The organism is Acinetobacter terrae (assembly GCF_013004375.1).
GTDB lineage: Bacteria > Pseudomonadota > Gammaproteobacteria > Pseudomonadales > Moraxellaceae > Acinetobacter > Acinetobacter terrae.
This window is the reverse complement of the sequence record NZ_JABERI010000040.1, coordinates 21,889-35,308: the sequence shown is the minus strand read 5'-3', so window position 1 is coordinate 35,308 and position 13,420 is coordinate 21,889. Positions and strand designations below refer to the sequence as shown.

12 protein-coding genes and 1 other RNA gene are annotated in these 13,420 nt (G+C 37.5%); 5 read left to right on the top strand and 8 right to left on the bottom strand.

All coding sequences use genetic code 11. The features are described from left to right. Positions 1-1,533 carry a DHA2 family efflux MFS transporter permease subunit gene (locus HLH14_RS14210; protein ID WP_131270964.1) on the top strand — a complete coding sequence of 511 codons (1,533 nt, stop codon included), beginning with the start codon at positions 1-3 and terminating at the stop codon, positions 1,531-1,533. A gap of 73 nt (positions 1,534-1,606) precedes the next feature. Here HLH14_RS14210 and glpK read toward each other — a convergent pair whose 3' ends face one another. Further along, a complete protein-coding gene (gene glpK / locus HLH14_RS14205; RefSeq protein WP_131270963.1) occupies positions 1,607-3,091 on the bottom strand; it encodes a glycerol kinase GlpK in 1,485 nt (494 codons plus the stop codon). A gap of 131 nt (positions 3,092-3,222) precedes the next feature. On the opposite strand from glpK, the gene ssrA reads away from it, so the two are divergent. Together ssrA and HLH14_RS14195 are read left to right on the top strand one after the other, a co-directional pair. Then, positions 3,223-3,581, top strand: a transfer-messenger RNA (tmRNA) gene (gene ssrA, locus HLH14_RS14200). A 183-nt stretch (positions 3,582-3,764) separates the two neighbouring features. Further along, positions 3,765-4,907: a tyrosine-type recombinase/integrase gene (locus HLH14_RS14195; RefSeq protein WP_171533327.1), complete on the top strand. Its 1,143-nt coding sequence runs from the start codon at positions 3,765-3,767 to the stop codon at positions 4,905-4,907. A gap of 378 nt (positions 4,908-5,285) precedes the next feature. Here the strand turns inward: HLH14_RS14195 and HLH14_RS14190 are convergent, their stop codons facing one another. Beyond that, complete coding sequence (locus HLH14_RS14190) at positions 5,286-6,230, bottom strand: hypothetical protein (protein ID WP_171533326.1); 945 nt, start codon at positions 6,228-6,230, stop codon at positions 5,286-5,288. A 220-nt stretch (positions 6,231-6,450) separates the two neighbouring features. On the opposite strand from HLH14_RS14190, the gene HLH14_RS14185 reads away from it, so the two are divergent. Further along, positions 6,451-6,750, top strand: coding sequence for a hypothetical protein (locus tag HLH14_RS14185; RefSeq protein WP_171533325.1), 300 nt, complete (start codon positions 6,451-6,453; stop codon positions 6,748-6,750). A 326-nt stretch (positions 6,751-7,076) separates the two neighbouring features. On the opposite strand, the gene HLH14_RS14180 is transcribed toward HLH14_RS14185, so the two are convergent. Genes HLH14_RS14180 through HLH14_RS14160 form a run of 5 tightly spaced genes read right to left on the bottom strand, consistent with a single transcriptional unit; the run spans position 7,077 to position 11,035 of the window. After that, positions 7,077-9,095, bottom strand: coding sequence for a hypothetical protein (locus HLH14_RS14180; protein ID WP_171533324.1), 2,019 nt, complete (start codon positions 9,093-9,095; stop codon positions 7,077-7,079). Positions 9,096-9,107: 12 nt separating this feature from the next. After that, the gene (locus tag HLH14_RS14175) at positions 9,108-9,764 is read right to left on the bottom strand and encodes a PilW family protein (protein WP_171533323.1); all 657 of its coding nucleotides are present in this window, start codon (positions 9,762-9,764) and stop codon (positions 9,108-9,110) included. Beyond that, positions 9,761-10,186: a type IV pilus modification PilV family protein gene (locus tag HLH14_RS14170; RefSeq protein WP_171533322.1), complete on the bottom strand. Its 426-nt coding sequence runs from the start codon at positions 10,184-10,186 to the stop codon at positions 9,761-9,763. Before HLH14_RS14170 ends, HLH14_RS14175 begins: the two co-directional genes overlap by 4 nt. Then, a complete protein-coding gene (locus HLH14_RS14165) occupies positions 10,164-10,652 on the bottom strand; it encodes a GspH/FimT family pseudopilin (RefSeq protein ID WP_171533321.1) in 489 nt (162 codons plus the stop codon). The genes HLH14_RS14170 and HLH14_RS14165 overlap by 23 nt, the downstream gene beginning before the upstream one ends. Further along, entirely contained in the window at positions 10,646-11,035 is a 390-nt protein-coding gene (locus HLH14_RS14160; RefSeq protein ID WP_328703775.1) for a type IV pilin protein, read from the bottom strand. Before HLH14_RS14160 ends, HLH14_RS14165 begins: the two co-directional genes overlap by 7 nt. A gap of 245 nt (positions 11,036-11,280) precedes the next feature. On the opposite strand from HLH14_RS14160, the gene HLH14_RS14155 reads away from it, so the two are divergent. Next, positions 11,281-11,529: a metal-sensing transcriptional repressor gene (locus HLH14_RS14155; protein WP_171533319.1), complete on the top strand. Its 249-nt coding sequence runs from the start codon at positions 11,281-11,283 to the stop codon at positions 11,527-11,529. Positions 11,530-11,636: 107 nt separating this feature from the next. Here the strand turns inward: HLH14_RS14155 and HLH14_RS14150 are convergent, their stop codons facing one another. Next, positions 11,637-13,382 carry a hypothetical protein gene (locus tag HLH14_RS14150; RefSeq protein ID WP_171533318.1) on the bottom strand — a complete coding sequence of 582 codons (1,746 nt, stop codon included), beginning with the start codon at positions 13,380-13,382 and terminating at the stop codon, positions 11,637-11,639. Between the last annotated feature and the right edge of the window lie 38 nt (positions 13,383-13,420).

The window sequence follows — 13,420 nt, the reverse complement described above, 5'->3', positions numbered from 1 at the left end:
ATGAATAATAATTACCTACCATTTGGCGACCTGAAAGGGGGACGCCTGATCCTTGCTGCCCTTGTGTTGGCTTTGGCCAACTTTATGGTGGTTTTGGATATGACCATTGCCAATGTTTCAGTGCCGCATATCACAGGCAGTCTGGCAGTTTCCAGTTCGCAAGGGACTTGGGTCATTACCTCGTATGCGGTTGCAGAAGCGATTTGTGTACCGCTGACAGGATGGCTCGCAGGGCGCTTTGGTGCGGTGCGGCTGTTTGTGATCAGTCTGATTGGCTTTACGGTTTTTTCCGTTCTTTGTGGATTATCCACCAGTTTGGAAATGTTGGTGATGTGCCGGATTGGACAAGGCTTGTTTGGTGGGCCAATCATGCCGCTCAGTCAAACCTTGTTGATGCGTATTTTCCCGCCGGAAAAGCAATCTCAAGCCATGGGTATGTGGGCGATGACCACCGTAGTCGGACCGATTCTTGGCCCGATTTTAGGCGGTTCGATTAGTGATAACTTGTCCTGGCACTGGATTTTCTTTATCAATATTCCAGTCGGAATATTCTGTGCGATTGCCGCATTACGTTTATTAAAACCTGCGGAAACTTTAATTTCTAAAATTAAAATTGATACCATTGGGCTGTTTTTGCTGATTTTATGGATTGGCGCATTACAGTTAATGCTTGATCTCGGCCATGAAAATGACTGGTTTAATAGTAGCTTTATTTGTGCCTTGGCCGTGATTACTGTCGTCGGGTTAGTTCTGTTTATTATCTGGGAGCTCACCGAACGGCATCCCGTGGTCAATATCCAGATTTTTAGATATCGTGGCTTTACCTTCTCGGTCTTATCTTTAGCCTTTGCCTTTGGGGCCTTCTTCTCCAGTATTGTCCTCATTCCACAGTGGGTACAAATCAACTTGGGCTATACCGCTACATGGGCAGGTTATCTAACCGCGACCATGGGCTTTGGCAGTTTGCTGATGTCACCGATTGTGGCAAAGATGGCGACCAAATATGACCAACGGATTTTAGCCAGTTTTGGTTTAAGTCTTTTGGCTGCAGTGACCTTGATGCGTGCGTTCTGGACCACGGATTCTGATTTTATGGCATTGGCATGGCCACAAATTCTGCAAGGCTTTGCTGTGCCATTTTTCTTTATTCCTTTGTCCAATATGGCATTGGCTTCGGTGCAGCCACATGAAATGGCATCTGCTGCTGGCTTAATGAACTTCCTGCGTACCATGGCTGGGGCAATCGGTGCTTCCATTGCCGTAACCTTGTGGGATGATCACGCCAAAGTTGCACGTAGTGAGATGGTTTCCAACTTGCATGTGGATGAGGTGCAAAATACCTTGATGCAAAGTGGCATGAGTTCAGAAGGTGCGCTGGGCTATATATCGAGTCTGGTGGATAAAGAAGCCTTAACTTTGTCTGCCAATCATGTGTTTTTAATTTTAGCGATGGTTTTTGTTTTTGCTGCTTTAATTGTCTGGCTTGCGCCAAGACCTAAATTGGGTTTGGGTGGCGGTGGTCACGCGCATTAATGCTCATCCTTTAAGACATAAAAAACCGCTGAATTTAGCGGTTTTTTATGGCAAGAAATATTGCAGTTAAATTTTATATATCTGATCGTGTCCGTTTTAAAGCGGTTTGCCACTGACTTAAACGGCTTTGACGCTGATCAGCCTGCATATTCGGTTCGAATGCACGGTCTAATTGCCAAGATTCGGAAATCTCTGACAGATTGGAAAATACACCGGCTTTTAAGCCTGCCATAGCAGCAGCACCCCATGCAGTGGATTCCAGCATTTTAGGACGTAGCACCGGAACATTGAGAATATCCGCTTGGAATTGCATCAACATGTCATTTCTACTTGCCCCCCCATCTACGCGTAGCTCTTTCAAGGGATGGCTAATATCGGATTGCATCGCCGTGAGCACATCGGATACTTGAAAAGCAATCGATTCTAAGGCAGCACGGGCGATATGGGCTTTATTGGTTCCGCGAGACATTCCGCAAAGTAGAGCACGAGCCTCACTGTCCCAATGTGGTGCGCCAAGTCCTGTAAAAGCAGGTACCAAAACAACGCCGTCAGTATCATCCACTTGGCAAGCCAGTTTTTCAACTTCGCTACTATTTTGAATAATCTCTAAACCATCACGTAGCCATTGCACAATGGCGCCTGCCATAAACACGCTGCCTTCCAGTGCATAAGTGGTTTGGTCTTGGCATTGCCATGCAAGTGTACTGAGTAATTTATTTTGACTAAATTGAACTTGATGACCGGTATTAAATAACATGAAGCAACCCGTACCGTAGGTATTTTTCGCAGTGCCCACATCAAAACAAGATTGACCAAACAAGGCAGATTGCTGATCGCCTAAAATACCGGTAATCGGGATATTGGCACCGAGCAGACCGGTGGCAGTGTCGGCAATGTAGCTATCTGAGGAAATGATTTTGGGTAAAATTGAATGGGGGATATTAAACAGCTCAAGCAGTTCTTCATCCCAAGTTTGAGTTTGCAGATTCATCAGCATGGTACGTGACGCATTACTGGCTTCAATCACATGTTCAGCACCTTGAGTCAAGTTCCACATCAGCCAGCTATCGACAGTACCAAAAGCCACATGTCCTTGTTCGGCAAGTTCACGCAAGCCATCTACATTTTCCAGTAACCAAACCAATTTTCCAGCACTGAAATAGGGGTCTATACGTAAACCTGTTTTATGCTGAATTTTATCCTGCAAATTTTGTTGTGTGAGCTGGTTACACCATTCGGTTGCACGACGATCTTGCCAGATAATGGCAGGGGCGAGTGGCTGACTATTTCTTTTATCCCAAATGACCGTAGTTTCTCGCTGATTAGTCAGCCCAATGGCTTTGATGTCTTTGGCAAGAATGCGGGCAGAGGCGAGTGCTTGTTGCACCACAGCAATTTGCGTTGTCCAGATTTCTTGGGCATCTTGCTCAACCCAACCCGAATGTGGTGTCTTGATATGGATTTCACGTTGAGCGGTTGCCTGCACTTGCCCATGTTCATTAAAAATAATCGCCCGACTAGAAGTGGTTCCCTGATCGAGTGCAAGTAAATAGCTCATAATTTTTTCTTTTAATTGACTTGAAAAGTAAAATATTAGCGCAATAATGTAATTAAGCGCATCTAGTTGTGTAAATGTTTAGAAAAGAGGTCGTAATTTTTAACATTTATGCTATGATCGCTTTGTACTTTGGGGGTGTTTCTGGCTTCGACGCTGGTGATGAAACTCATAGATGCATGCCGAGAGCGCATTTTCTCTCGTAAATCAAATTTGCATTTTTTAGTCGCAAACGACGAATCATACGCTCTAGCTGCCTAAGGGCAGCTTGTCCGCCTCTCCGAATACTTGTGGTTAGAGAGACCGACTGAAGCGCACGCACACAAGGCCGTATAAAGTCAAGCCTCGGGGCTTTGTACTAAATTAAGAGGATCGCGATTTGTACCCTGTTCGTCGGGTCACAAAGAGTTAAAACAATAGACGATATCTAAGCATGTAGTATTCTCGAGCGTAATGCTGGCGGACGCGGGTTCAACTCCCGCCACCTCCACCAAAATTCTTTCCGAAGTAATCCATCGGAATCTAAAAAAGCCTTTAAACTCAATGTTTAAAGGCTTTTTTATTGGCTGTATTGTCCGACCCTATCCTAAGCTGTTTGACCCTATTTTTGCTTTCTGGGGGTCAAAATTGGGACAATTTGACCCACTAAATAAGTTTAATTATGTGGGACAAAGATATGTCACTTACTGATGTGCAATGTAAAAAAGCACTACCGCAGGAAAAACAGTACCGCCTTTCTGATATTAATGGTCTGTCTTTACGAATCGATCCAAATGGGAAAAAATATTGGTCTATCCGGTATACGGAAAATGGACAAAGGAAGTCCAAAGCATTAGGTGTATATCCTGAACTGAGTTTAAAGCGTGCAAGAGAGATAGCGCTTGATCTGAGATATAAACTCAAGAATACAGTTGAGGTCGAAGAGGAGCAGCCTTACTTTAAGGAGGTCGCAGAGGATTGGTTCAATAATCAAAAAGAAACTTGGTCATCCAAACATATTAGTAATGTTCGAGCTTCCTTGGATGAGCTTTATATTGCTCTTGCTAATAAGCGTATTAATCAAATTCAGGCACCGGAGATTCTGCAGATCATTAAGAAGATTGAAGCTAGAGGGGCGTTTGAAATTGCAAAACGTACCTTGTCTCGTTGTGGCATGGTCATGAAGTACGCAATTGCGCATGGCTATCGTTATGATAATCCGGCAGGTGATCTGGTCTATGCTCTCAAGAACAAAAGAGTCAAAAACTTAGCTTCGCTTACTGCTACTGAGATGCCGGAGTTTTTAAGGAAGGTTAGAGCATACCCAAGTGATGCTCAAACACATCATGCCATTATTCTGATCATGCTGACAGGCGTTCGGGTTAGTGAGTTGCTGCAAGCACGCTGGGAAGAATTTGATCTAGAAGGACGTAAGTGGGATATCCCTGAAGAGCGGATGAAGAACCGTCTTCCACATCGTGTACCGTTGACGGACATGATGATTGCCGAGCTTCAGGCTTTGAGACTTACCCATAATCAGGAACTGCTATTTCCACATCGTTTAAATAACAAAGAACCTATGCGTAGCGAGTCTATTTTGGCCGTGATCAAACGTTCGGGCTATGCAGGTCGGATGACCACACATGGTTTTAGATCGCTATTCAGTACAGTCGTAAACGAATCGAATCTGTTTAATCCAGATGCCATTGAACGCCAGCTTGCTCATGTGCCTCAAAATAGAATTCGCTCGGCATATAACCGAGCGCAATATTGGGATGAAAGGGTAAGGTTAATAGAGTGGTACGGGGAGCAGGTGACGGGCTGGTTGGTAGAATGCTAAAATTTATTAGTTCCGAATTTATCTAAAATTCTTACTAAAAATAGAAAGTTATCCGTTTTTAAGAAAATATCGAATCTTAATCAAACAAAGGTAACTTTCTTATATTTGATACTAACTATCAAATCCTCAAATATAGAGCGAGCTTACTCAATTTAGCCGCAGAATTTCGAAATTTCTCTAGTCTAGAGTATGTAGAGTGATAGTGATGGGTTTCTCTAAATATACTTTCTAGAGCTATCAGGGAGGAGTTTCTATTGGCCCCAGTAAAACCGATAAGTCCATTAAGTATATGGTCTAACCATTTATTTGAATTAGATGGTTTTAAGTAGTATTAGGTCATTCTAACACGCTAATAAAAAACTAGTCTTTATTAGAGTGTTACCTTATCTTCTTAACAATAACAGGTTTTTCGTAATTTATAGCAATTTTTACATCACTAGTTCTTTGTTGCATAGGCTTAGTTGAGTTTGATATAGGATTTTTATTTATTTGTTTAAGCTGGATATCTTTTATTATCTCATTCAGTTTGAGTTCAATTTCTTTACGAGAAACTATATTGGTTTCATTTGAGGCTTTGGTATTCTGGTCTAATAAACTTTCTATAAAAGCTTCTTTTATGAAATTAAAGTCTTTGAATTTTGCATTTTCAATTGATAAATTATCTATTTCCTTATAGGTATTTGTTAAATCTTCAGTTAATTCTTCAATTTTTATATTAAGTCGCTTAATTAATGAATCAAAATTTAGAATATTTGCTTTTTTTACATTATCCATTAAAAAATTTAAAGCCTGATTTCGATTAATTAATTCATATTTTTGTATATATTTATCAAGTCTTTCAATTGTTTTATCTTCCAGGTTGAAGTTGTAAACTTTCCGATTTTTTATTTTATTATTTTGTTTATATTTAAATAACCTGAAATTTTCTTTTAGTTTTTTGAAAAGAATTGGGGTAATGGCTATTGAAAACTTTTCGGATTTATATTCCAAAAGAGATTGTGCTCCAGGGTATGGATTGTTTTCTGTGAAGGATGGTGTTGTGGGAGGATTACATTGAACAGAAGCTTGATTTGAGTATGAACCTTGATCGAATGCAGGATTCGGGTAATTGCTTATAGGGGAGGGTGATTGAGAAGTGAATTGATTTTGTTTAATAACAAAATTAGGAACATAGTTTGGGCAACTTGCATCTAGAAAATACTCGTTACCATTACTTACATGATAGATAAGTACTCTTGATTGAACCAAGTCTCTAAAAAAAATCAATTTTAGTTCGGTGTCAGTTTTGCACCAATCTTCAAAATTTTGCATTGGTCTAGCCATAAAAACCATCACTTTATGAAATGTTATATCATTTCATTTTTCTGTAAATTTATTATTTATAATATTAACGTTTATATAAATATTATTCAATACATTAATATTTACGTTAAATTAACGTTATTAGAATGAAAACTAAATATTAACTATACAGGTATGCTTATCTCTCAACCGTGTCTCAATTTATGATAGCCTTATTAAAATAAATTGGATAAACAATTGTGTGAGACAATGGTTTCTCCAAAGTTTAAACCAATGGAATATATTAGATTGTTCAGATAAAGCTAAAGTAAAATCTTTAGCAAAAATTAAGTTACACGATCCGGTGTTTGCTACTTGGCTATGTGAGTCTGTAATGTACTCTAATCAAAGAGAAACCATTTCACTGAACGAGTTACTTGCGGATCCAGCTTTTTTTTGTTTCGAATTATCACATGGCGCATTTCAGATCAATCGATCAGAAAGGTTTGAAATTGTGCATCAAGGCGTACATGAAACTATTTTGAAATTGCATTTTGATTAATAGTAAAAGAAGAAGGCCTTATAGCCATCTTCTTTATATTTTATGGGTAAATATTGGATGTTTATTTGTGAGTTTCTTTTAATATCTTGCTGTTAATTATAAAAAAATAATGTCAGTTCAACTGCCACCATCTAAGAAATCATTTTAACTTTAATTGATCAGCTATATCGTATTTAACGAGATACTTACCTTTAATTTATAAAAAAGAAAATACAAAAAAATTATTTACAGGTCCAAAAAATGGCAACCGTGCTACCATTTTTTGAGAAATCTAGTTACCTAAATGTTATCTTAAACTTCTGTATATTCTAGCAATGGCTTTCCTCTCAAATATATCTAGCCCATTTGATTCTAACCCTTTGAGTTGTGGTCTCGTCTTCTACTTCTTCTTGATCTTCTTTACCTGGCACACTAATAGTCGTATCCGTACTGGTTGTACCATTAAAATCAATAGTGGTTGATCCGCTCATTTTAGATTGATTATTTGCTCCTAGAGCAGCAGCCAGGATGGAACCTTTGATAACTGTTTGTCCTGATGTATCTAAACTATTGCCAGCTATAATATTTCCTTCAATTGATGCCTGAGCTGTTACTTTAATATTGCCGCCAACATAACTCGCACTACATGTTTCTAAAGAGCTTGCATCAGTACAAGAACCCGCAATTAATGCGATATTGCCTATACTCGCTAAACTTAGACTACTTTGTGAGCTGCATAAATTTTGTGGCCTTGAAAAATAATTTGAACCACAAACTACTGTTGCACCTGCGTAGTTAGGGGCTTTTAGAGTAATACTTCCACCATATCTGATGTCACCAGTAGAAATAATAGTATTGGCATAATTACCCATACTCAAATTAACTGATGTACCTTTAAATAACAAAACCCCACTAGCAATCGAAGTTTCTGTATTTTGTGTATCTTTTAGTGTCCACACACCATTTGAATATGTGATAATTTCATTTACCCAGCCATATTTTTTTGCAAAATTACCAACAACAGTACTTGTACAGAAATTATTAGCATCTACGTTCTTACATAAATAGCCCCATGATTGGGAATAGTTAATATTTACTTTTCCAAGATGGTAATTCCCTTCACTAATACCTTCAACATTACGAACATAGACCATAATTTGATTGTTGTTATTAACACTAAATACATAGTTAGCCTGTTCTTCATAGTCTAGTGCATTAATGAGCGGCTTTTGGGCCATTGTAACTGTGACTAGAGCGCCAGTTGGAAATGCTACTTTCGTGCCAGCGGTCAAATAAGTAAATTTCCCAGATTTATCATCAGGACAAGACTTAAAACCAACTGCAGATATCTGTTTATAGTTGTTCCAATTTTTACTTACACAATTGAATATATTTCCACTTTTAGCTACAACTATCTCATTCCAAACATTATATTCAATATCTGAATTCGCTAATGCATTTGAAATAGTTCCATTTTTAACGGTGATTTTATTTCCTGCCGTTGCTTTAGTAATATTGGCATTTCCATTAACTGAAAGAGAAGCTTTCGTATCAATACTATTAAAGTTTCCGCTACTACCAATGCTTACATCTTCATCAGCATAAATATCATTAACAGCTACACTACCAGTTGTTGTTACCTTACCTTTAGCAGAAACTAGAGAGGCTGTTCCGCTAGCTTTTAAAGTAACATTACCATTTGAATAAATATTTTCTAACCCTGTGATTCCTCCACCAGCGATATCAACATCCCCTAACACTTTGAGCTCTTTAATTCCTGATAATCCTGAACCTGTTCGAAAGTCTCCAGCAACATTTACTACAGCGCGATCCCCAGCATTTGAGAAACTAATACCACCATTTGCATCAAGATCTCCATAAAAATTCATTGCACTTGGGAATGAAATGGTATTTCCAGTATCTGAATCTTCTGTAGAGGATTCTGGAACTAAGGAAACCTCATAAACAGTTTGTATAGTTGAAGATGCATCTGAGGAGGTACTTATATTTTGAATATTTGCAGTCACACGGTATTGCTCAGCATCAGTAACTGTTTGGATAGCGATATTACTTACTTTTAGTTCACGTCCATCTTGGACATTAAGAGTTAAATTTTGTCCATCTAATGATAAGATACCTGCAGCATCAAGACTATTTAAGTACTTTCTAAAAATTTCTACACCCGTCCATGCCCCGGATTGAGCATTAGTTAAAGCATGACTTGAAATTAAACTTTTTTGAGAGGTGTTAATATAATAAGCTGTTCCTAATGCCGAAGCAGCAACAGCCAATCCAACAAGTAGAACTACGAGAACCGTCGCAAAGCCACGTTGTGTATGTGGAATCTGTTTATTTTCTATTGTCATAAGATTTCCCCATTAAGACTGAATGTTTAAAAGACAAACAGGAACTTGAACTGATTCTAATCCTGCATTTTTTTGAGTACTTGTTTTTGCAGAAATAATAATCAAAGGGTGCTGGGGACTTTCTTCTACTGTTCCTGCTCCAAAGGGAGTGCAGGTAGATGTTGTTTGGTTGAATGTGATCTGCTTAGGATTTGATTTGTCAGTAGAATAATCTTCTAAATGGGCCAAGGTACTTTTTATTTTCCACTTAAATGAACCTAAATTTAGTGTTTCATTACACGGAGCATCACTATCATTTTCAAAACCTTCAAGTAAAACAAATAGTCTTTTTTTATTATCTGAACTTTCAGTATCAGCAAGTCCTTGGCAAATCATCTGGGTGCCATTCTTATAACGCCATAACACAGCTGACATATTTTTTGATCCAACTTGAATGGTTGTAGTTAATAGATTATTAGAGCCGTTTAAGCCAAAACCTGCATTTTGCAAAAACATCTGTGCTGTAGTTAGGCCAGCTTGTAACTGTGTATCATGAGTTGCTGCAATACGAGACTCAACACCAGTTTTAACTATCGTGCGATAAGAACTGAGTAGGGCAAGGATACATAGCATTGCAATCAATAAACCTACTAATAAGCTGATTAATGTTGTGCCTGATTGATACTTCATTTTAGTGCCTCTCCCACAGTAACTTTCCCACCTAAAGAAGCGCTTTCAATTTCAAATTTAATAGGCTGTTTTTCAGTGATTGTTTTGTTATAAGTCGGATTAGCAGCATTATTAACAGTAACTTCAATTGATTCACAAGTTACAGTTATTTCAATAGCTTCTGTTTCGTTGGGCAGAGTAATAGTGGGATGTGAAGTACCTGTACACCAAGCCTCTTTTTGTTCAACTGTCGCACTCTGTAGTTTGGTACGTAACTCATTAATTACAATGTATTGCAAATTATTTTGCTGCTGGCTTTTCAGCATCCGACCAGTGCTATATACAGCACCCAAAATTACAATGCTTGATAATGCTACTGCAATAAGAGCTTCTAATAAGCCAACACCCTTTTGGTTTGATTTAGATGAGATTATTGGTTTCATTGAGAGATCCATTACTTATCGTAAGTGATAAGTTGGTTTTACAATTTCCGGTAATTTCAGTCGTAATTTGACCGAAACTGTTAAAAGAAAAACATTTGAAATCAGTGTTGTTAGCGTTTTTTATTTCTATAGTCGAACTTAATGGGTAACTGAATACAACAGTAGTAGTACAACTGGCTGATTCTGTTGCTGTAGCTTTATGTACAGAAAGTTCATTCTTATTTTGATCAAAACAAATTTGACTGGCAGCGTAATCTGAATTTTGAGGAAACTCGTTCCGAATTGCTGTTGATCTGGCTAAACTCATCGCACTTTTTAAAGACATTGTAGCCTTATCTAGTTCTGCTTGTTTTGACCATAAAGCTGTTAATGAAGTTCCAGTTACGACTAAGATAGCTAATATCGTGATTGTAATCATAAGCTCCATAAGGCTTACACCACGTTCTTTTAGCTTAAAACTTACCATGTGGTTTTACCATCACAGCTAGTTGTTGCAGTTCTCAAATTGGTATTTGATAGTTTTAAAATACATCCCTTAAGATTGCTAGAATCTTTCGCAGTTGCTTTTAATTCATAACCTTTTCCACTATCTACTTTGGTGCTAGAGAATTCAAAAATATCTATTTTGCTTGCAGACCATTGCGGGAACGCAGTGGAAGCACTAAGTGCGCTTGTAGTTGTATAGTCCTGATTAGGATAAGATAAATTACGTTGATAGTAATTTTCAAAGACTAAGCTCAAAGTAACTAGATCTGTCTGAGCAGCTTTAATGTTAGACCTTTTAATATAATTTTGGTATGAAGGGAGTGCAATTGCGGCCAAGATTGCCACAATTGCGATAGTCACCATGAGCTCTATAAGTGTAAAACCCTTAAATTTATGAGATTGTTTGCTAAATTTATTATACATGAGAGATAAATATACAAATTTTAATAAATAGTGAAAATTATCACACTTATTATTCAATATTTCAATTAAAATAGATTGATTTTATCAAACCCATCCTAGGGTTTAAAAGATCAGATGTTATTAGTGATTATAAGAGAAATGAAATATTTTCAATCTCAATACATTAAAAATTGCAGAGCAAAGCTATGGGTCATTTACATAGTGACAAAAAAGTTTTAAATAGAATTCGAAGATTACAGGGGCAGATTAATGCTATTCATGGTGCAGTCACGGATAGAGATGTACCTTGTATAGCAATATTACAACAAGTAGCTGCTATTAAAGGGGCACTCAATGGTCTTATGAATGAGTTAATAGAACTGCATTTAAAGACTTATATGCTAGAAGGTGAATATAACCAAGAAGAATTAGAAAAATTCTTGGAAATATTATAAAAGTATAGTTAATTTTTTTTCTAATTCATTATACATTATTGAGAAAAATCTATTGATTGGGTAACCACTAACTTTGTTGGCTACTCAGGTTGCTAATTGAACAGGCTCTAAGTCTTCTGTGAAATTCCCCAAGCTTTTGCTGAGAGCATAAATTCATAGTTTAAAGCCAAGAGCATGCTCTGCATATTGAAGCTATTACGCTCTTCAGGCAGTTGTAACAGCAGCGGTAAACGTGTCACCCCATTTTCACCATTGGCAAAGGCATAATGGCGCATTTTGGAGTCCACCGGAATTAAATTTTTTGCTTCTAAATACACACTTACCTGAGTGGTCTGTTTTTGAAGAGCAATAATTCTGAGATAGCAACGATCTCGAACATGAATAATATTCTGTTTTAATTCATTGATCTTAAATTCATGATTTTCAGGCTTTTTAAAGAGCCGTTTAATGAAACTGGCATTTTGTTTATTTTGCGTTTCGCGTTCTAATTGGCGTATGTGTTGTTGGATCTGACGAGTTTGCTCAATCGCATCATTGAGCAATTCTCTCATTTCCTGAGTGGGTGCTGAAACCTCTCGCACATGTTGCTGATAGTGAAACTCATCATGAAAGAGCACAAAAATTTGTGCTCGTCGCTGTTCCAATAATTTTAAATAGGCAATTAACCGATATTTAAACAGGCGTGCATGGGGATTAAACTGCAGAATCGGCTCCTGCGATAAAATTTCAAGTTGATGTAGAAATTCATTGATTAATCTTAAAATATTTAAATAACAAAACTCTAATTCATCAGTATGTTGAACGCTGTTTTTTAATCCTTTTAGGAAAGGTTCGAGAATATTTAAGGATAAATCTTTCTCTAAAATTTCTAGATGTTCTTTGACCAAATGCTCGATGGAAAAACTTTGAATATTTAAGATTTCTTTCAAACTCGGGATGAGCCGTTGATGGTTATACTCGTGTAGCGATTCAACTAGCTCTACAATATGTGGATTCATTTTGCTCTGAATGCCAATAATTCGGGTCATGAGCTGTTTGAAATTTTCAAAATAATTTGGTTGATTAAGCTGTTGCGGAACCAGAACCAAACCACTGATATAGAACCTATCTTCTTTACCAAAGCTTTCTTCGGTTAAAAAGCGGCGAATTGAATAAGCGGAAATTGAACTGTCATAAGAGCTGCTCAGGACAAAATAATATTGAAAGGTTTTGATAATTTCAAAATCACGCACCTGTTGTTCACGAATAAAATAATCCTGAAAAATGGCCAGTTCCTGATCGGCATATTCACTCGGTAAAATATGGGCAAACCAGCTTCCCAAAATTTCACTTTTCATAAAGACTTCAAAGATAAAGGTACGGACTTGTTCAATATTCAAGTGACGGTGATTTTCAGAAACAGAAAAATTTAATTCTCGAATGATGAGGGCTGCATCATACAGAAATGCTTTTTTGATCAGTTGTTGTGCTTGAATGTCTTTTGGATTGTCCAAATCGATTTGATTGATCTCACGAACAATAGTTTCTAAGTAATCTGCAATCTGGAAGTCAGTTTGATAGCTTTGTAGATAGCTAAAGGTTGTATTAATTCTGTGCGCAAGTTGTAGTAACTCGGAATTTTGCGTGTTGAGCTGAAGTTCTTTGAGGCTGATATGGCCTTTAAACTCAAAAGTTTGGTTCAGGTAATTCCATGAGATATTTTTTGCTTTTAGATACTGGTCTTCTATTTTTTGATGTAGTGCTTGCGGTGTCGTAGATAGAATAGAATTCAGTTGTTGCTGCCAATGTTTATCAAGAATAGGGTCGATTTGTTTTAACTGTACCCTAAGATGATAAGGAATATATGTCTGCATGGAGATCTAAAACCATTGTAGTGAATTCAAACTTTTAA

Coding starts and splice junctions, on each gene's coding strand:
- HLH14_RS14195 (WP_171533327.1), top strand. CDS start 3,765: ATGTCACTTACTGATGTGCAATGTAAAAAAGCACTACCGCAGGAAAAA.
- HLH14_RS14165 (WP_171533321.1), bottom strand. CDS start 10,652: ATGGTAAGTTTTAAGCTAAAAGAACGTGGTGTAAGCCTTATGGAGCTT.
- HLH14_RS14170 (WP_171533322.1), bottom strand. CDS start 10,186: ATGAAACCAATAATCTCATCTAAATCAAACCAAAAGGGTGTTGGCTTA.
- HLH14_RS14160 (WP_328703775.1), bottom strand. CDS start 11,035: ATGGTGACTATCGCAATTGTGGCAATCTTGGCCGCAATTGCACTCCCT.
- HLH14_RS14175 (WP_171533323.1), bottom strand. CDS start 9,764: ATGAAGTATCAATCAGGCACAACATTAATCAGCTTATTAGTAGGTTTA.
- glpK (WP_131270963.1), bottom strand. CDS start 3,091: ATGAGCTATTTACTTGCACTCGATCAGGGAACCACTTCTAGTCGGGCG.
- HLH14_RS14150 (WP_171533318.1), bottom strand. CDS start 13,382: ATGCAGACATATATTCCTTATCATCTTAGGGTACAGTTAAAACAAATC.
- HLH14_RS14180 (WP_171533324.1), bottom strand. CDS start 9,095: ATGACAATAGAAAATAAACAGATTCCACATACACAACGTGGCTTTGCG.
- HLH14_RS14155 (WP_171533319.1), top strand. CDS start 11,281: ATGGGTCATTTACATAGTGACAAAAAAGTTTTAAATAGAATTCGAAGA.
- HLH14_RS14190 (WP_171533326.1), bottom strand. CDS start 6,230: ATGGCTAGACCAATGCAAAATTTTGAAGATTGGTGCAAAACTGACACC.
- HLH14_RS14210 (WP_131270964.1), top strand. CDS start 1: ATGAATAATAATTACCTACCATTTGGCGACCTGAAAGGGGGACGCCTG.